General features: G+C 61.9%; 18 protein-coding genes. 4 read left to right on the top strand and 14 right to left on the bottom strand.

Annotation, left to right across the window (positions count from 1 at the left end):
- The first annotated feature begins 5 nt into the window (after positions 1–5).
- Entirely contained in the window at positions 6–812 is an 807-nt protein-coding gene (locus AC1D06_RS00200) for an ABC transporter ATP-binding protein (protein ID WP_477984104.1), read from the top strand.
- A gap of 6 nt (positions 813–818) precedes the next feature.
- Here the strand turns inward: AC1D06_RS00200 and AC1D06_RS00195 are convergent, their stop codons facing one another.
- From AC1D06_RS00195 to AC1D06_RS00185, 3 genes are read right to left on the bottom strand one after another with little or no spacing between them, the layout of a single operon-like run.
- Positions 819–1,649 carry an ABC transporter ATP-binding protein gene (locus tag AC1D06_RS00195; protein ID WP_477984102.1) on the bottom strand — a complete coding sequence of 277 codons (831 nt, stop codon included), beginning with the start codon at positions 1,647–1,649 and terminating at the stop codon, positions 819–821.
- Positions 1,646–2,425, bottom strand: coding sequence for an ABC transporter permease (locus AC1D06_RS00190; RefSeq protein ID WP_477984100.1), 780 nt, complete (start codon positions 2,423–2,425; stop codon positions 1,646–1,648). Before AC1D06_RS00190 ends, AC1D06_RS00195 begins: the two co-directional genes overlap by 4 nt.
- Before the next feature lie 7 nt (positions 2,426–2,432).
- Entirely contained in the window at positions 2,433–3,845 is a 1,413-nt protein-coding gene (locus AC1D06_RS00185; protein ID WP_477984098.1) for an ABC transporter substrate-binding protein, read from the bottom strand.
- A gap of 345 nt (positions 3,846–4,190) precedes the next feature.
- Between AC1D06_RS00185 and AC1D06_RS00180 the strand changes: the two genes are divergently transcribed.
- Positions 4,191–4,997: a Crp/Fnr family transcriptional regulator gene (locus tag AC1D06_RS00180; RefSeq protein ID WP_477984096.1), complete on the top strand. Its 807-nt coding sequence runs from the start codon at positions 4,191–4,193 to the stop codon at positions 4,995–4,997.
- 227 nt (positions 4,998–5,224) lie between these two features.
- Here AC1D06_RS00180 and AC1D06_RS00175 read toward each other — a convergent pair whose 3' ends face one another.
- The 9 genes from AC1D06_RS00175 to AC1D06_RS00135 form a co-directional block, all read right to left on the bottom strand.
- The gene (locus AC1D06_RS00175; RefSeq protein WP_477984094.1) at positions 5,225–6,181 is read right to left on the bottom strand and encodes a HEAT repeat domain-containing protein; all 957 of its coding nucleotides are present in this window, start codon (positions 6,179–6,181) and stop codon (positions 5,225–5,227) included.
- Position 6,182: 1 nt separating this feature from the next.
- Positions 6,183–6,416, bottom strand: a complete 234-nt coding sequence (locus AC1D06_RS00170) for a 4Fe-4S dicluster domain-containing protein (RefSeq protein WP_064253763.1) — start codon at positions 6,414–6,416, stop codon at positions 6,183–6,185.
- An 11-nt stretch (positions 6,417–6,427) separates the two neighbouring features.
- Positions 6,428–8,164 carry a fumarate reductase/succinate dehydrogenase flavoprotein subunit gene (locus AC1D06_RS00165; RefSeq protein ID WP_477984092.1) on the bottom strand — a complete coding sequence of 579 codons (1,737 nt, stop codon included), beginning with the start codon at positions 8,162–8,164 and terminating at the stop codon, positions 6,428–6,430.
- Between the two features lie 70 nt (positions 8,165–8,234).
- Positions 8,235–8,516, bottom strand: coding sequence for a gamma-butyrobetaine hydroxylase-like domain-containing protein (locus AC1D06_RS00160; protein ID WP_477875203.1), 282 nt, complete (start codon positions 8,514–8,516; stop codon positions 8,235–8,237).
- 258 nt (positions 8,517–8,774) lie between these two features.
- Entirely contained in the window at positions 8,775–10,418 is a 1,644-nt protein-coding gene (locus tag AC1D06_RS00155) for an ABC transporter substrate-binding protein (RefSeq protein ID WP_477984090.1), read from the bottom strand.
- A gap of 25 nt (positions 10,419–10,443) precedes the next feature.
- On the bottom strand, positions 10,444–11,223 hold the full coding sequence (locus AC1D06_RS00150) for a DUF427 domain-containing protein (protein ID WP_477875199.1): 780 nt from the start codon (positions 11,221–11,223) through the stop codon (positions 10,444–10,446).
- A gap of 11 nt (positions 11,224–11,234) precedes the next feature.
- Positions 11,235–12,590 carry an LLM class flavin-dependent oxidoreductase gene (locus AC1D06_RS00145; protein WP_477984088.1) on the bottom strand — a complete coding sequence of 452 codons (1,356 nt, stop codon included), beginning with the start codon at positions 12,588–12,590 and terminating at the stop codon, positions 11,235–11,237.
- A 147-nt stretch (positions 12,591–12,737) separates the two neighbouring features.
- The gene (locus AC1D06_RS00140) at positions 12,738–13,775 is read right to left on the bottom strand and encodes an ABC transporter permease (protein ID WP_477875195.1); all 1,038 of its coding nucleotides are present in this window, start codon (positions 13,773–13,775) and stop codon (positions 12,738–12,740) included.
- Positions 13,772–15,250, bottom strand: a complete 1,479-nt coding sequence (locus AC1D06_RS00135; RefSeq protein ID WP_477875193.1) for a sugar ABC transporter ATP-binding protein — start codon at positions 15,248–15,250, stop codon at positions 13,772–13,774. The genes AC1D06_RS00140 and AC1D06_RS00135 overlap by 4 nt, the downstream gene beginning before the upstream one ends.
- 212 nt (positions 15,251–15,462) lie before the next feature.
- On the opposite strand from AC1D06_RS00135, the gene AC1D06_RS00130 reads away from it, so the two are divergent.
- Both AC1D06_RS00130 and AC1D06_RS00125 read left to right on the top strand, forming a co-directional pair.
- On the top strand, positions 15,463–16,506 hold the full coding sequence (locus AC1D06_RS00130; RefSeq protein WP_477875191.1) for a substrate-binding domain-containing protein: 1,044 nt from the start codon (positions 15,463–15,465) through the stop codon (positions 16,504–16,506).
- Positions 16,507–16,575: 69 nt separating this feature from the next.
- On the top strand, positions 16,576–17,790 hold the full coding sequence (locus tag AC1D06_RS00125) for an acyl-CoA dehydrogenase family protein (RefSeq protein WP_477875189.1): 1,215 nt from the start codon (positions 16,576–16,578) through the stop codon (positions 17,788–17,790).
- Between the two features lie 50 nt (positions 17,791–17,840).
- On the opposite strand, the gene AC1D06_RS00120 is transcribed toward AC1D06_RS00125, so the two are convergent.
- Positions 17,841–18,140: a type II toxin-antitoxin system RelE/ParE family toxin gene (locus AC1D06_RS00120; protein WP_477984086.1), complete on the bottom strand. Its 300-nt coding sequence runs from the start codon at positions 18,138–18,140 to the stop codon at positions 17,841–17,843.
- Entirely contained in the window at positions 18,130–18,408 is a 279-nt protein-coding gene (locus tag AC1D06_RS00115) for a type II toxin-antitoxin system ParD family antitoxin (protein ID WP_477875185.1), read from the bottom strand. The genes AC1D06_RS00120 and AC1D06_RS00115 overlap by 11 nt, the downstream gene beginning before the upstream one ends.
- Positions 18,409–18,485: the final 77 nt, after the last annotated feature.

Raw genomic sequence — 18,485 nt, 5'->3', positions numbered from 1 at the left:
AAGCAATGAATGTGGCACTCAAACAAGACCAGGCGGCCGGAAATCCCTCCCATCGCGAAGAAGCGAGCGTGCGCAAGCCAGCGGCCCTGAGGCTGCGCGGACTTGAGAAGGAATTTGCCGGCAATCGCGTGCTGCGCGGCGTCGATCTCGACATTCCGGCCGGCCAGTTCGTCGCCATCGTCGGCAAGAGCGGCTGCGGCAAGTCCACCCTGCTGCGGATGCTGATGGGTCTGGAACAGAAAAGCGGCGGCACGATCGAATTCCCCGACGCGGATGGCAACGGCACCGAGCCGAATTCGCGCATCGTCTTCCAGGAGCCTCGCCTGCTGCCATGGTCCGACGTCGCCGGCAATGTCGCGGTCGGCCTGGGCGACGGCGTGCCGGCGGATCAGGCCCGCCCGCGGGCGCGCGCAGCGCTCAACGACGTGCACTTGGCGGAGAAATCCGCTGAATGGCCGTCGCGGCTTTCCGGCGGCCAGCGGCAGCGCGTCGCGCTCGCCCGCGCCCTGGTCTCCAAGCCGGATTTTCTCGCGCTCGACGAGCCGCTGGGCGCGCTTGATGCGCTGACCCGCATCAGCATGCAGCAGCTTTTGAGCCGCGTCTGGCGCGAACAGGGTTTCACCGCCGTGCTGGTGACGCACGATGTCAGCGAAGCCGTCAACCTCGCCGACCGGGTGATCGTGCTTGATCAGGGACGGGTGACCGTCGACCTCGCCGTTCCCCATCCGCATCCGCGCAAGCATGGTACGCCGGGACTCGCCGAGATCGAAGGACAATTGCTGGCGGCGATCCTCGGAACGAACGCAGTCTGATCCTGCTCACCAACCCAATGGCGACAGCCGCGCCAGGCTGTCCTGTCGCCGGTCGCTATGCAGCAGATGCAGGCAATGTTGCTTCAGGCGCATGAATTCGCCCGAGGCGATGATCTCGGTCATGCGCGGCCGCTCGAACGGCACGCTGATCTCCTCATGGATGCGGCCTGGCTGCGCCTGCATGACGATGATGCGGTCCGCCAGCAGCAGGGCCTCATCGATATCGTGGGTGACGAAGACGATCGTCTTGCGGAACTGCTCCCAGATATCGAGCAGCAATTCCTGCATCCTGAGCCGCGTCAAGGCGTCAAGTGCCCCGAACGGCTCGTCCATGAGCAACAATCGCGGCTGATTGACCAGCACGCGGGCAATCTCGACACGCTGCTGCATGCCGCCCGAGAGTTGACGGGGATAGCGATCGGCAAAGCCGGTCAGGCCGACGAGATCGAGCATCTTCTCTGCCTCGAGCCGCCGCGCATCACGCTTGACGCCACGCATCTTGAGGCCGAAAGCGACGTTGTCGCGGGCGTTCTTCCACGGAAACAGCGTGTGTTGCTGGAATACGATACCGCGTTCCGGATGTGGCCCGCCGACCGGCTGGCCGTCGACTGAAAGCGTCCCGGCCGCAGGCTTGATATGCCCCGCCAGCGCGCCGAGCACAGTCGACTTGCCGCAGCCCGACGGCCCCAGCAGACAGACGAATTCGCCCGGAGCGATGCTGAAGCTGACGTCGCACACGGCCTCGAACGCCCTGGCGCCGCTGCCGAGCCGGATCGAAATATGCTCCGCCTCGATGCGGCCGGTTCCTGCCTGAAAGCTACGCGGATGGGTGTTCATCTCTTGGCTTCCTTGTTGTCCCAGGGAATCAGGGCGTTGCCGGCAAGTCTGAGCAGGGCGCTGCTGCCCATGCCCAGCAGGCCGATCACGATCATGCCGACGATGATTTCCGGATAATTCTGCAGCGTGTAGGATTCCCAGGTGTAATAGCCGATGCCGAACTGGCCGGAGATCATCTCCGCCGTCACCAGGCAGAACCAGGATGTGCCCATGCCGATGACCAGGCCGGTGACGATATTCGGCGCCGCACCGGGAATGATCACTTCAAGCAGCATGGCCCTGCGCGTACAGCCGAGGCTGCGCGCAGAAGCGATCAGCCGTGGATCGACGCTCTCGACACCGTGCACCGTGTTGAGCAGGATTGGAAACAAGGCCCCGGTAAAAGTGATGAAGATCATCGACAGTTCCGATGAGGGAAACATCAGCACGGCCAGCGGAATCCAGGCAACAGCCGGGATCGGCCGCAACAGTTCCAGCGGCGTCTGCAGGAAATCGCCCAGCCGGCGCGACCGGCCGATGATCAGGCCGAGCGCTATGCCGACGACCGCGGCGGCACCATAGCCTGCCAGCACCCGTTCCAAGCTGCTCGACACATTGGCAAATAGCTTTGGCGAGCGCAGGAAATCCAGCCCTGCCGAGAGCACATCCAACGGGCTCGGCACGTTCTCGAAGGTCACAATGCCGAGATTGACCTTGAAGGCCGATGCCATCTGCCAAAGGAGCAGGCAGATGGCGATGGAAACGATCCGGCGAAACCAGCGTCCGAAGCGGGTCATGACAACCTCAATTGCTCGCCACGATCGACGCCTTGGCGCTCGTGAAATCCAGCACATTGCCGCCATGCGCCTTGGCCCAGGCTTCCGCGTTCTGCTTGAGCAGGAAGGCGCTGATCTCGCCGCCGTCGGCCCGCACGAACCACGCCTGGTTGCCGAGCAGCTTGATGCTGCTTTCGCGATCCTGCGCATAGAACACCCGGATCGACTTGCCCTCGCCTTCCAGCCCCTTCAGCGCCTTGAAGGCATTTTCCGGCGAGGCGTAGTGACGGACGAGCGGCTCGCCCTTCACCCAGATCTCGGCGACGCGTTTTGGGTCCTTGATCGGTTCGCCGGTGGCGGCGTCCTTGGCGTTCAAGGGCAGTTGCGCATAATTCTTCAGCGCGGCGTCATAATCGAGGCCGGAAGCTTTGAACGCCGCCTTGATATAGCGGTCGTCGACAAAACTGTTCACATCCAGCGACCGGTCGGTCTTCTTGAGATATTTGAGCGTGTCGATGGCGGTCGCCACGGCCTGGCGATATTCCGGCTTCCAGGTGAGATCGCGGGTCTGCAAGCCGAGCGGACCATGGAACAGATAGTCCACCTCCGCATCGACGCCGGTCACCTTGGCGATCAACTCGCTATATTTCTCCGGCTCCTTGGCGATCAGCTGGTCCGCCTCGATCGAAGCGCGGAGATAGGCGACGACGATTTCGGGATATTTCTCAGCATAATCGGCATCGACCAGGGCACCGTGGAAAGTGGGGGTCTTGGCCTGCGATCCGTCATAGATCTTGCGGGCAATGCCGCGCCACGGGAAGAGCTCGGCGAAGGGCACGAAATCGGCATGCGCCTCGATCCGGTTGGCCTGAAGCGCGGGACCGGCCACTTCCGGCGCTTGCGTGATGATGTTGACGTCGTTTTGCGCATCCCAGCCCTCAGCCTTGACTGCCCGGAGCAGCATGCCATGCGATGTCGAGGCAAACGGCACCGAAATCGTCTTGCCCTTGAGCTCAGCGATCGACTGGATGGGCGAACTGGTCGGCACGACAATGCCGTTGCCGCTGCCATTGACGCTGCCGGACAGCACGGTGATGAACAGGCTTCTACGTCCCGCCTTGATATGCGCCAGCCCGTTGAACGAACCCGGGAAATCCGCCATCACGCCGAAATCGAGCTTTCCGGCGATCTGCTCATTGGTGATCGGCGCACCGCTGGTGAAATTCTTCCATTCGATGTCATAGGTGACATCCTTGTACTTGCCGTCATGCGGCAGATATTTGTCGAGCAGTTTCAGTTCGCGGATCATCAGCCCGCCCGTGGCGGTGTTGATCGTCGTGTCCTGCGTGCCGATCGCAACGCGGATGGTTTCGGCATCCGCCGTGGAGGCGAGTGCAGCCACCGTCAGGGCCAGGGCAGCCAAATGCGCGCGTAAATTCATCTTCTACCTCGAAATTTGGTCGCCCCGTTATCGGGCGGTTGGCGTCTCGACCCGGCAGGGATTGCCAGGCTGCTGTCCGAAATCTATGAGGCGGCGGCGCTTCGGGCATAGCAATTACTTGCACGGGGTCACGTGCCGATCTGATTTCGGCTGCCGGCGTGATGGCGCCGCCGCGACCATCATCATGAATTTTCCAATTTAATATCAACTATTTAAAAGGCGCCTTTCAGTTAGACCGAACGACAAAATGTCCATGCCGGGCCTTAAACACGCAAATATTTTCCTTTATTGTCGATAGAATTTATATATTTTAATCGCGTTTTCGCGACTCGAGAGGAGCCGGATATGAGCCTCGAACTGCATTCAACCAATCTCGACGCCAGAAGCCGGAAGCGGGAGATCGACCTTGATCTTCCCGAACAGGTCATTCTTCCCGGAGACCAGGCGCTGTTCCTCAGCGAAAGTGTCGATGGGCTGGATGAAGGCGCGCATTTCCTCGATGCGCTCAAGCCGGAGGAATGGACGAAGCTCAGGACGCACGGCCGACGGCTGACCTTCTTGGCCGGGCAGGCAATCTTCACCCAGGGCGACCAGCATGGCGGCATATTCATCATCGAGGGCGGCCAGGTCCGCGTCTTCTACACGGCACCGTCCGGCCGCGAAATCACGCTGGCCTACTGGACCTCAGGCAATTTCATCGGCGGCCCCGAAATGACCGGCGGCGGCACGCATATCTGGTCGGGCGAGGCGCTGAGCGCCTGCGAAATCCTTTATGTACCGGCCGCTGCGCTGAAAAAACTCGTCGTCGAAATGCCCAATTTCGCCCTCTGTCTGCTGCAGGGGCTGACGGCAAAGGGTAAATGCTATTCCGCCATGGCGCAGATGCTCGGCACCCGCTCGGTGATCGAACGGCTGGCGCAGTTTCTGATGAATCTCGGCGAACTCCACGGCGTGCGCGATGGCCGGGCGATCATCATCAATGCCAAAGTAACGCATGATCAGATCGCCGCCATGGTCGGCTCCACGCGGCAATGGGTGACGATGATGATGAAGCGCTTCCAGAAGGAAGGGCTGGTGACGGTGACGCCGCGGCATATCCGCATCGAGCGGCCGCATACGCTACAGGAAATGGTGTCCAAGCGCGGCGGCTAGGCCGTGTGAACGAGTCTGGGGTTGGACCCAAGGCAATCGCAAACGGCGCAAAGGCCCTCTCTGGCCTGCCGGCCATCTCCCCCACAAGGGGGGAGAAGACTCGCGGCGCTCTCCCTGCCTCAATTGGGGCAAGGCGGTGCCACGGGTTGAGGCCCTCCCCCTTGTGGGGAGGGGTTTTCGCGCCATATGCAATGGCCCTGCTCTTCCGTCCCCGCCTATACCCGTTGTCACCCGAGCCGCGTCAGCGCCCAGCGGACTGTCTTGCGCACATCCGGATCGGCGTCGGAGATGTGCTCCATCAGCGCGTCCCGCACCGATGGGTCGGCGATTTCGCCGAGTGCCGCAGCGGCTTCCTTCCTCAGCTGCGCCATCTCGCTGGCAAGCAGCGCGGCAATCTGTTCGACGGCCGAATGCGCCTTGAGCTTGCCCAGCGCATTGAGGCATTTCTGCCGGACTTGCCAATAGTCGTCGGCAAGACCCGAGACCAGTCCTTCGACAGCCGAACCCTGGCCGATGCGGCCGAGCGATTCCGCTGCGGCGGCGCGGACCTGCCAGCTCTGGTCGCCCAATCCGGTCACCACAGCGGCGGCCGCAGCCGGCTGGCTGGTGAAGGACAGGGCGTTCACTGCAACGACGCGGACCGCGGCATCCGCATCGCGCGTAGCAGCGATCAGGGATGGCAGGGTTTCCTCAAGCTTGAGATAGGCGACGACGCCGAGCGCCTGCGCACGCACATCGGCATTCGCGTCCCGCATCGCCGAGAGCGCAGGGCCAAGCGCGGCCCGCGACCGCAAACCTCTCAGGCCGCGAAAGCCTGCAGCCCGGACGAAGGCGCTCTCATGGTCGAGCAACGGCAGGATTGCCTCTGCCGCCGCGGGCTCCTTCAGCTCCGCAAGGCTGTCGGCCGCCGCTTGCGCCACGGATATATCCGCATCCGTCACCAATAGGACCAGCCCGCCAGCCGCCTCCCCGGTATCGAATTCGGACAGCGCGATCGCCACCTGCTGGCGCACCGATGCATCGGGATCGCCGGCCGCGTTGATGAGATGCGGCAGGATTTCGGCGCTCGCCGTTTCGGCAAGGTCGATGACCGCAAGCCGGCGCACCGTCGCATCGGGGTCGCCGAGGCGCTCGGCGATTTCTTCGGCATCGCCGAAATCTTCAAAAGGTTCGAAAGCACTCATGTCAGCGCAACAGGTAGGGGATGTTGACGGTGACTGCGCCGGTCGGGCAGTCGGTTTCGCAAGGCATGCAATACCAGCACTCGTCGAATTTCATGTAGGCCTTGCCGGTCAAGTCGCTGATGCGCAGCACATCGAGCGGACAGACATCGACGCAGACGGTGCAACCCTTGTCGGCAATACATTTGGCGTCGTCGACGACGACGGGAACCGTGGTGGGTGAAAGAGCAAGCGGCATGGCTTTCCTCGTCAGGCTTGGTTGGAAACGCGCAGGCGGTCATAGGCCGTGCGTTCCTCGTTCTCGATCGGAACGATATAGGGTTGGACGGTGCGCTTCTCGGAGACCATGCGGCCATCGGCCTTGCTGAGCAGCGTGTGGCAAAACCAGTTGTCGTCATCCTTTTCCGGATGATCGACGCGGTTGTGGTAGAGGCCCCAGCGGCTCTCGGTGCGATAAAGCGAGGCATGCGCCGCCATGTCGGCGCAGTCGAGGATGGAGGAGACTTCGAGCGAACGCATCAGTTCATGCGCATCGCGCGCCACGAGCGCGGTATCGAGATCCTCGCGGACTTCGGCGAGCCGCGCCTGGCCGATCCGCATCTTGGCGGTGACCTTGGGCGGCTGCAGATAGTCGTTGACCAAGCGCCGGGCCTTGTATTCCAGCTGGTTGGGCGGAATGCCATCCTCGCGCCTGGTCGGCGCCAGAACGCGCTCGCGCTCAAGCCGGACAAAATCGTTGTCGATATCCGGCAGGTCGGTTTCTCCCGCGATCTCGGCGGCATGCTCGCCCGCGACCGCGCCATTGGTGAAGGCCCCGAGCATATAGTTGTGCGGCACGCTCGCCATATCGCCTGCCGCATAGAGGCCCGGTACGGTGGTTCGCGCGAACTCGTCGACAAACACGCCCGAAGCACTGTGGCCCGAACAGAAGCCGATTTCCGATATGTGCATCTCGATCATCTTGTCGCGATAATCGGTGCCGCGCCCCTCATGGAACCGGCCGCGCGACGGGCGCTCCACCCGGTGCAGAATGTCCTCGATCTCGCCGACCGTGTCGGAATGCAGATGGTTGAGCTTGAGGAAGACCGGCCCCTTGCCCGATTGCAGTTCGTTGTAGAATTCCTGCATCATCTGCCCCGACCAATAGTCGCTCTCGATGAAGCGTTTGCCCTCGTTATTGGCTGTATAGGCGCCGAACGGACCGGCGACATAGGCACAGGCCGGGCCGTTATAGTCCTTGATCAGCGGATTGATCTGGTAGCATTCGAGATTGGCGAGCGCCGCACCCGCATGATAGGCCATGGCATAGCCGTCGCCGGAATTGGTCGGATTCTCGTAAGTGCCGAACAGATAGCCGGAATGCGGCAGGCCGAGCCGGCCCGCTGCGCCCATGCAGAGGATCACCGTCTTGGCCCGGAGCACCAGGAACTCGGCCGTGCGCGTGTTGACCGCAATGGCGCCTGCAATCCGGCCGTCTTTGGCGGTCAGCAGCCGCGTGGCCATATAGCGGTTGGAGACGAGGATGCGCTCGCGCTTGATCTGGCGGTAGAGCGCCTTCTTTACCGTTTCGCCATTCGGCATCGGCAGCACATAGGTGCCGAGGTGATGCACCTTCTTCAGGTCGAAATCGCCATTGGCATTCTTCTGGAAGCGGATGCCGAACCGGTCGAGCTCCTGGATGATGTCGTAGCAGCGCGAGGCATATTTATACACCGGCGCCTGGTCGACGATGCCGTCATTGGCGATGGTGATCTCTTTGGTATATTGCTCGGGCGTGGCATAGCCCGGCACGACGGCGTTGTTCAGCCCGTCCATGCCCATGGAAATGGCGCCCGAGCGCTTCACATTGGCCTTTTCCAGCAGAACCACATTCAGCTTCGGGTTCTTCTGCTTGGCCTTCAGCGCCGCCATCGGTCCGGCCGTGCCGCCACCGATCACCAGCACATCGCAGGCGACTTCCGCCAATCCTTCGATAAAATCGTCCATTCTCAATCCTCAGGCCCGCGGCGTGTCGCCCGAAAGTGGCTCCCGGTTTCGGGATGACGACACGCGCAAATTAAAAGTCGGCGATTTCGCGCAGGTAGCTCCAGGGATAGATGCCCCTATCATGACCGTCGGAGAAAACCAGCCGCACCGCATAGGAGCCGATCGCCTCGGCGCTCGTCACGCTGACACCGTCGAATGAACCCGTCTTGCCATCGACATCGGCACGCACCTGCAGTGCCGCCCGGCTGCGGGCTCTGAGCAGCGACGCCGGAATCGTGGAAACATGACCGTCATCCCATGTGACGGTGAGTGCTTTGCGCTCGTCCGTGAATTTGAGTTGCAGAGGTATCATGGCGCCTTCCCTGATCGTTCGCTGCTATTTTAGGGATCGGCGTAACCGCGACACGCAATAAATTGCCCTGAATTGAAATGCGTTCGAAATATCGGCGCGATTTGTTCGAGCGCCAGTCCAGGACGTTGCGACCGTCGGCAGCCGCTCATGCTTATGCTCGAACTACGACAGGGCGAGGCCCAGGCTTGCGGTTGGGACGCGAGCCTGGGCCTCGAGATATCGGCGTGTTGACGTCGGCAAACCCGACGGGTTCGAGCCTTATGACGAGGCAACCGTTACCCGATCCAGGAACAGGTGCGAGATTGCGGTGAAACGCAAGCCCTGAACCTTCGAGCTGGTGATGCGGCTATATTTCGAGAAATAGGAGATGATCAGCGGCGTTTCATCGAGAAGAAGCGCCTGGATCTTGCTGGCGGTCTCGCGCTGGGTCTTGAGATCGCGCGCCTTGCCGTAATCGACCAGCAGTGCGTCATATTGCGGGTTCTTGAAATGAGCGGCGTTCCAGGTTCCGGTGCTCTTCAGCGTGGCATTGAGGAAGATGTCCGGCGTGCCCCGGTGACCATAGTCGGTGAGGCCGAGGTTGGAGTCCAGCCAGTTGGAGCTGCCGAAGGTCGCCGAGCCGTAATAGGCATCCTGTTGAAGAATGTTGAGCTTGATGTCGATGCCGGCCAGCTTGGCGAAATTCTGGATCAGCACGGCATAGTCAGGGATTTCATAGGCCTGCTCGGTGGTCAGCGTCACCTGGAAGCCGTTGGCGACGCCGGCCTCGGCGAGCAGCTTCTTGGCCTGGGCGATATCCTGCTTGCGCTGGGGAATCGATGGGTCGGAGGAAGGGAAGATCGGCGCGAACGGCGTGTCGTTGCCGACGATGGCGCGGCCCTTGAACAGGCCCTTGACGATGACGTCGCGGTCGATCGTCAGCGCCAGCGCCTGACGCACGCGCTTGTCCTTGAACGGGTCCTGGTCGACGCGCATATGCACTTCGTCATGGGTGCTCGCCTGGACGCTGAGGATCTTGTAGGCGGGGTTGTTGTCGACGGCGAGCGCGATGCGCGGCGTATAGGGGATGACGTCGAGATCGCCGGCCTGCAGCGCCAGAACTTGTGCCTGCGGGTCGTCGTAGAACTGGATTTCCAGCCGGTCGGGAAGCGCCTTGTCGCCCCAGTAGCCGTCGTTGCGGACGAAGCTCGCGCCTTGTTTCGGTCGGAAGGATTCCAGCTTGAACGGACCGGTGCCGTTGAACGTCTTCTCGAAATCACCCTTGTAGTCGGCGGGAAGAATGATCGAATTGAACACGTCGGAGGAGACGTAGAACGGGAAATTGCTATTCGGGCTGTCGAGCGTGAAGACGACGGTCAGGTCATCCGAAGCCTTGACGGCGCCCTTCGACAGCAAGCCCTTGTAAGCTGACAGTGCCGAGGAGCCATTGGCCGGATCAACGAGCCGCTCGAATGTGGCCGCGACATCCTTGGCGGAGAGCGGGCGGCCGTCCTGGAATTTCACGCCGGAGCGGATCTTGAACGTCCATTGTGTTGCATCGTCATTGCCGGACCATGAAGTGGCCAGCGACGGCAGCAGGCCTTTCTCCGGGTCGTCCACCAACAGATATTCGCCCACCTGACTGATCAGCGCGATGCTGGCCGGATCGGCGATTTTCACCGGGTCGATGGCGCCGGCGGGCTGGTCAAGCGCTACCCGCACCGTCCCGCCGCCCTGGCCTGCAGCACGTGCCGTCGAAACGCCAAAGCCTTGCGACGCGGCAAAGCCGGTCAGGCCGATCAAGGCGGCATAGCGGATCAGGTCGCGGCGGTTCAAGAACCCGGCCGCATGCTCGTCGACCGCAACATTCCAGAGATCGCCGGAAAGCGTGCGGAGCTGGTCGATGTGGTTACGTTTGGTCATCGGACTATCCTATTGAGGTTGAAGATCAGGAGACGCGGCGGCCGTCGAGGCGGATTTCGTCGACAGCATCCGGATAGAAGGCGATCAGACCTTTGATCTTGGGAATTTCAGCCAGTGGATCGAGATAGCTCCAGGCGATGTCCTGCCTTGCAGTGCCGTCGGTCGCCGTGGTCGACCAGTAGGAGGCGATGCCCTTGTAGGGGCAGCGCGTGTGGCTCGCCGAATGCGTCAAGCGGTCCATGCGGATGTCTTCCGGCGGAATGTAGAAACGCGTCGGCAGATGGGTTTCGAACAGCAGCACCGCGCGCCGGCTGTCGGCGATCACCTCGCCACCGACCAGGACTTCGACATGGGCGGAACTCGGGATCGTATCGATGCGCGCATAGGGATCGCGCGGATGGACGAAGATTTCCTCGTCTTCCTCGAACCAGTGATCCGCGGCATTCCAGCGAAACGCGACATAGCCCTTGAGCGGCGCGAAGACGGGATCATCGACCTCGACGAAGGACCATGCGGCATTCTCCTCCGTGCGGCCTGCGGCACCGATGTTCCAGTTCCGCGTCTTGCCGCCAAACCGCTCATGGCGACCGTCGCGCGGGGCGAGAAGGACATCCGGCCGGATCGCCACCTCCGGGAAGAAATAGATCGGCAGGAACTGGTTGCTGCGCAGGATCAGCGTTTCTCGGCTGTCGGCGACCGTCTCGCCGGCAAACTCGACGCGCACGCGCTTGGGGCTGTGCAGGACATTGGTGAGCTTGGGCGTAAAAGGCTCGCGTGGCTGCAATCTGATGGTCTCCTTGCTCATGACGGCCTCCCTCACGACGCCGCGCGTCGATCACTGCCTTCGGCGGAGAAGCGGTTTGGCGGCCGCTGCAGTCCCAGCCGGTCGCGAAAGGTGCCAGGCTCGTATTCGCGGCGGAACACGCCACGGCGCTGCAGATCCGGCACGACCTGGCTGGTGAAGTTCAGCCAGTCTTCCGGCAGCAGGGGGAACATCAGGTTATAGCCATCGGCAGCACCCGCCTTGAACCAGTCTTCCAGCTGGTCGGCCACCTGCGAAGCCGTGCCGGCAATGGTTGGAACGGCGCCGGAATTGGCGAGCCGCTTGGCGATCTCGCCGAGCGTGAGATTCTGGCTCGCCCAGAGTTTTACGCGATTGAGCGCCGTCCGGCCGCCGTTGAAGGTCGACTCGTCCGGCAAGGGCGGCAATGGCCCATCCAGCGGGTAGGCGGTGAGGTCCGTGCCGCTCCAGCTCGACAGCAGGTCGACGCCGACCTGTTCCGGCATCAGGCTTTCGAGATATTGCTGCCGCTCCTCGGCCTCCGAGACGGAACCCGCGACGACAGGTAGGACACCGGGCAGGATCTTGAACGAGTCCGGCCGGCGGCCGAATTTCTTCAGCCGGGCATTGATGTCCTCGCGATAGCGCAGCCCCTCCTCCTTGTCGCGGATGATGGCGAAGTGCAGATCGGCATGTGCGGCGGCAAAGTCCTTGCCGGAATCAGACGAGCCAGCCTGGACGATGATCGGATGCCCCTGCGGCGGCCGCGGCACATTCAGCGGGCCGCGCACGCGATAATATTTGCCCTCGTGATTGAGGGAATGGACCTTGGCTGCATCGGCATAATGTCCCGAGCCGCGATCGAGCAGGATGGCATCGTCTTCCCAGCTGTCCCACAGCGCCTTGACGACATCGAGGAATTCGCCGGCACGTTCGTAACGGTCGCCATGGATGAGATTGCCGTCATGGCCGAAATTCTGCGCCTCTTCGTCCATGGCCGAGGTCACCACGTTCCACGAGGCGCGGCCCTTGCTGATATGGTCGAGCGAGGCGAACATCCGGGCGATGTTGTAGGGCTCGCTATAGGAGGTCGAGGCCGTGGTGATCAGGCCGATATGCTCCGTCACCGCGGCCAGTGCCGAAAGCAGCGTCAGCGGTTCGAGCCGCGCATTGGCATAATGGGTGACGCCGCTTTTCACCGAATCCCAGATGGCGACGTGATCGGCAACGAACAGCGTATCGAACTTCGCCCGCTCCGCATCCTGCAGGAGCTTCTTATAGAAGTCGAAATCGAACACTTCGCGCCCCGGCGCCCGCGGATGGCGCCAGGACATTCGATGATCACCCTGGGGATTGAAGAAAAATGCGCTTAAAATCAAATGATCAGCCATCGACGTATTTCCTGACAATCATGTCTGTCTCGTCGCCGGGCATCGGCTCAGGCGGACGTCATCGATAGCGCAAAGGCCGATATTAGTCTACTAAAAATATATTTTTAATATTTAACTATGAAGCAACCCATTGTCTGCATAGGAGAATTACGACCGCCGGCCGAGCCCATAGGTCAGCGCCAGCGCGCCGACCAGCACTGCGCCCTTGACGAAGTCCTGCGTGTAGTAGGGCGCGTTCAGCATGGTGAGGCCATTGAGCAGCACGCCGACGAAAACAGCGCCGGCAGCCATGCCGAAAATATTCGGGCGGCGCTGGTCGAGCACGGCGAAGCCGATCAGCGACGCAGCCACGGCATCCATCAATAGCGACCCGCCGGTCGAAATGTCGCCACGGCCGACGCGAGCGGCGATAATGATGCCGCCGAGACCCGCCAGCATGCCCGAAAGGATATAGGCCATGGTCTTCAGTTTCGCCACCGGAGCACCGGCCAGCCGCGCCGCCACGGCATTACCGCCGACCGCAAACAACAGCCGTCCCGCACGCGTATGCTCCATCAACACATGGAAGATGATGGCCGCGACTACCATGATCACCACGGGGATCGGGATGACACCAAAGAGGCTGGCGCGGCCAATCGTGAGGAAAGCTTTGTCGACCACGCCTGCTGCCTTCGACCCATCCGGCAGGATAAGGCCGGAGGAGATCGACCGGCCGGCCGTCGGGATCAGTTGCAGGCCGCTCAGCAAAAACATCATCGCCAATGTCGCCAGCAGGTCCGGCACGCGCAGCTTGACGATGAGGAAAGCATTGACCGCCCCGACGGCAGCGCCGAAGGCCAGCACCAGCGGCACCGTTTCATAGGCGTTGAGCTGCCAGACGATCATGGCGTAAGTCGCAGCCATGACCGATGAGGCGGCGACCGCGCCGATCGACAGGTCGAAACCGCCGACGGCAAGCGTCAGCGTCACGCCGATGCCAAGCACCGCCACCACTGACACGCCTTGCAATATGCTCATCAGGTTGACGATGTTGATGAACACCGGAACAGCAAGAGAGAAGCCGATGATCATCGCTGCGAGCAGCAGGAGCACGGCGCCGGAGCGGAGGGCCGCGGCGGATCTGGCCAGCCATTGACGAGCGTCCGCTTGGGCAAGTGGCGGATTGCGGCTGTCGATCGTGGTCATGGAGTTTGGCCTTCCTGCTCCGGCTTGATATGCTCGGCCGGCATTATCGTATGGTGGTGGATGTGGAGGATGCGGTCGGCGACTTCGAGCGCTTCCTCGGGATCGGATGTGGCGATCAGCGTCGCGCGGCTGCGATTGGCGCGGATCGCGGCAATAATGTCCTGGCGGGCGCCCACATCGACGCCCTGGAACGGCTCGTCGAGCAGCAGCAGCCGGCAGGGCTCAGCCTCCCAGCGGCCGAGGATCACCTTCTGCTGGTTGCCGCCCGACAGAGAACCGAGGCTGGCACGACCCGATTGCGCCTTGATGCCGAGCCGGGTGATGGCGAAATCCGCCTCAGTGAGATCGCGGCGTCCGGTGGTGAAGCCGCTCGGGAACCATTTGCCGAGATGCGGCAGGCTGATCGTGCGGGCCACGGTATCGCCCGGCCAGCCGGCAGGCATCAGCGACGAGCGGTGCCGGTCCTCCGCCGCCATGAACACGCCGGCATCGATCGCCTCTCTTGGATCGCTTGGCCGGAAAGGACGACCCGCGAGCGTCATCGCTCCTTCGGCAAGCGTTGCCGTGCCGAAAATCGCAGAGAGCAACCGGCTCTTGCCAGCGCCGAGCACACCGGTGACGGCGACGACCTCGCCTTCGAGAATATCGAGATCGAAGAGGTTTGAGTGAGGCAGCAGCCGGGCGCCCTGCAGCCGGAACACCGGCGCACCGCCATGCTCCGCCGCCGCAGCCGGCCGAGACGAGGACAACGAGCGGCCGATCATCGCCTCGATGGCCGCATCGAAATCGACCGGCGCCGAAAATTCCCGCACCATCCGGCCGCCACGCATGACGACGACGCGATCCGCCAACGCCTTCAGGTCAGCGACGCGGTGGGAGATATAGAGAATGGCAAAGCCTTTCGCACGCAATCCCCTAAGGATGTCGTAGAGCCGCTCCGCCTCGCGGCCAGAGAGACTGGCGGTGGGCTCGTCGAGGATCAACAGCGACGCCTTGCGATCGATGGCACGGGCGATCGCCAGCAATTGCCGGCCGGCGGCCGGCAGATCAGCGAAATCGGTGTCGAGCGGCAGGTCGAAACCGGCCTGATCGAGCATCTTCTTGGCCCGCCGGTGGACGGCGGCACGGTTGAGAAAGAACGGCGCCGAACCGTCGGCATAGGCATCAAGCAGCAATGTATCCGCCACACTGAGGCCAGGCGCGCCGAGTCGGTCGGTCGATTGGTGTACGGTCACGACGCCATGCCTGGCCGCCTCGGCCGGCGACCGCGGCGCATAGTTCCGGCCATTCAATGTGATGGTACCGGCATCGGCGGAGAAAGCGCCGGAGAGGATATTGACCAGCGTCGATTTGCCGGCGCCGTTAGCGCCCATCAATGCGACGATCTCACCCGCATCGAGCGAAAGCGCGGCACCGGCCAGCGCCCGCGTCGCCGCAAAGGATTTTTCGATGTTCTCGACAGTGAGCAGCGGCATGATCGACCCATAATCATATAATCGATGTATATTATGTGTTGTTCCCAAGCGAAGGGCATGGGGTTTCAACTTCGGTGGCGTGGCGGCAACGCCGTTTCCGAAACCGAGCATAAATTGGTATGATTTTATTGTATAGTATTTTTATGGATTTTATGTTTAGTAGAAGCCATGCCCTTCGAGGCAACAGGCTGGCAACAGCAAGGAGCACTCTCATGAAATCCTATCTCAAGACGGCGGCCACAGCACTTTTCGCGGCGGCAAGCTTTGCCGGCATCGGGCACGCGGCAGACGCCAAGGCACCGGCGCCGTTTGACAAGCCGGGCGTCAAGGTGGCACTGATTTCCTACATTTCCGCCGGCGACTTCTTCCAGGCCTACCAGTCCGGTGCCGAGAAGCAGGCCAAGGCGATCGGCATCGACCTGCGCGTCTTCCCCGGGCGCCAGGATGCCGCCGAGCAGCGCGACCAGATCCAGCAGGCGATCAATCTCGGCGTCAAGGGCATCGTCATCGATCACGGCCAGCCGGAAGCCCTAGGCGACGTGGTGCAGAAGGCGCTCGACGCCGGCATCAAGGTCGTGGCCTTCGACGTCAATCTCAACAATGCGAAAATCCCGCAGGTCGAGCAGAGCGATCATGAGATCGCCAAGCTCGGTCTCGAGCAGGCCTTGAAGGACAATGGCGACAAATTCACCGCCGGCTATGTCTATGTCGCCGGTTTTGCGCCGCTCGACCGCCGCAACGAGATCTGGGAAAAGTTCAAGGCCGACAACAAGGGCGTGGTCGAAAAGGCGCATTTCGGCGTCGTCAACGACACGACGGCGACCAGCACCGCCGACCAGGCCAAAGCGTCGCTGCAGGCCAATCCGGATATCACCGTCGTCTTCGCGCCCTATGACGAATTCGCCCGCGGCGTGAAGCTTGCGGTCAACGATCTCGGCCTCGCAGATAAAATCAAGATCTATTCGGCCGATGTTTCCACCGCTGACATCCAGGAGATTACCGAGGATGGCAGCCCGTGGAAGGCGACAGTGGCTACCAATCCGGCCGTGGTTGGCGCCGTGTCGATCCGTGCCGTGGCGCTCAGCATTGCCGGCGAGGACGTGCCGCATTCGATCCTCGTCAAGCCGGCGCTGCTGACACAGGATTCGCTGCGCAAGGCCGGCGTCAAGACGATCGAGGAACTTGCAGCCAAGGTGCCGTCGTTCAGCGAGAGCGATGCGGTCAACGCGCCGTGGATTCCGGCAAAACTCTACTGATGACCATCGCGGCGGCGGCGTCCTTGGATGCCGCCGCTTCGTGATTCCGATCTTTCCCCGGAGAAACCCATGAGCACCCTTCATCTCGTCAAGAAAACCGAAGATGTCGACGATCGGCGCGACACGCTCTTCGCCCGCGCTGAAGCGATTGCCAGCGATCTCGCCGATCGAGGGGCCAGCCTCGACCGCGACGGCAAGCCGCCCTATACCGAGATCAGCATCCTGAAATCGTCCGGCCTGCTGAACGCACTGCACGCGCCGCAGATCGGCGGCAGCGGCCTGTCATGGGTCGACGGCTTGCGTCTGGTGCGCATCCTGGCACGCGGGGAGGCTTCGATCGGCCAGCTGCTCGGCTATCACTTCGTCAACAGCCAGTATATCTATTGGGCACACCAGGATCCCGACAAGGCGGCCGTACTCGGCCAGGAGACCGTGTCGAAAAACCTCTATTGGGGTGCTGCCGTCAACCCGCGCGATCCGGGCCTGGTGCTGAGCCGTCAGGGCGACCACTATGTGCTCAACGGCCGCAAGACATTCTCGACCGGCGCCCATATTTCCGACCGGATCAATGCCAATGCGGTGTTCGAAGACAAGATCGCCAACTTCGTCATCCCCACCGACCGGCCCGGTTACATCGCCAATGACGACTGGGACAATTTCGGCCAGCGGCTCTCGGACTCCGGCAGCGTCGAATTCCGTGATTTTCCCGTCTATCACAGCGATTTCGTCCTGCCGCTCGCCGATCCCGACCAGGCACCCTCGGTGCTCGCCACGTTCAACACGCCGTTAATCCAGTTGGTCTTCGTCAACTTCTATCTCGGCACCGCCGAGGGGGCGCTCGCGACCGCGCTCGACTATGTGCGCAAGACGACCCGGCCGTGGATCACCTCCGGCGTGGAGAGCGCCAAACAGGATCCGTATATCCTGGAGCGGATCGGTGAGTTCACGGCGCAGCTGAAGGCCTCTGCCGCACTTGCCGACGTCGCTGCCGAAGCCGTACAGTCGGCCCTGCTGCGCGGTCCCGCTGTCACCGCCCGCGAGCGCGGCGAGGTCGCCGCCGAGGCTTATGCCGCCAAGGTCCATTCAACACATGTGTCGCTGGACATCACGTCGCGCATCTTCGAACTCATGGGCGCCCGCGCCACTGCCTCGAAACACAAGTTCGACCGCTACTGGCGCAATGTCCGGACGCACACGCTGCACGATCCGGTGTTCTACAAGGCGCGCGAGGTGGGTGAGTTTGCCCTGAACGGGACGATTCCGGAGGTTAGCCTATATAGCTAACCGCCGTCGATGTTTTGCCGCCCGACCTTTCCGTTTGGTCGGGCGAGTTGCTACACGGTAAACTCGTCTTCGTCGATGTCGCGAAACCGGCTCATGACCCGCACGATGTCGACAACTCCGGGCAAAATTCGGTAAAAGGCCGAGTAGTTGCCGATCGAAAAGCTTCGGATGTCAGGATGCAGTTCCGGCCGAGCTCGCCCGGCAAGCGGCGTTTCAGACAGCATGGCGAAAACCTGCTCGAACCGTCGCAACAGCTTATCCGCGGCCGGCGGATTGTCGTCGGCGATATAGGACCAGATCTCAATGAGGTCGCGTCTTGCCTGTGGCGTTCGCGTGATATTAAGAGCCACGGCCAACACGTTTTCTGTTCGATGCGTGTTGCTGCCGCGCCTCTTCGAGGATCGAATCCATATCAAGTGGTTCGGAAGGGCCACTTTGCATGCCGTCGCGAATAGCTTCGCGCAAGGCCACCAGCTTTGCCTCACGGAGATTTTCGCGCTCTTCAAGCAGGCGAAGCCCATCGCGCATGATCTCGCTTGCGGACGCGTACCGGCCGCTGTCGACGAGACGCCGAACAAACTCCTCGAAATGTTCTCCTAAAGTGTAGCTGGACGGCATAGTAAATCTCCTTTGTAGGGATAATATCATTTTATGATATTTCTCGCCAGTCGAGATTCCATGCTCAGCCAGACCAC

It is taken from the genome of Rhizobium sp. P2_G2 (genome assembly GCF_056403555.1).
The sequence above is the reverse complement of the archived record's forward strand: the minus strand, read 5'-3'. Positions and strand labels throughout refer to the sequence as shown.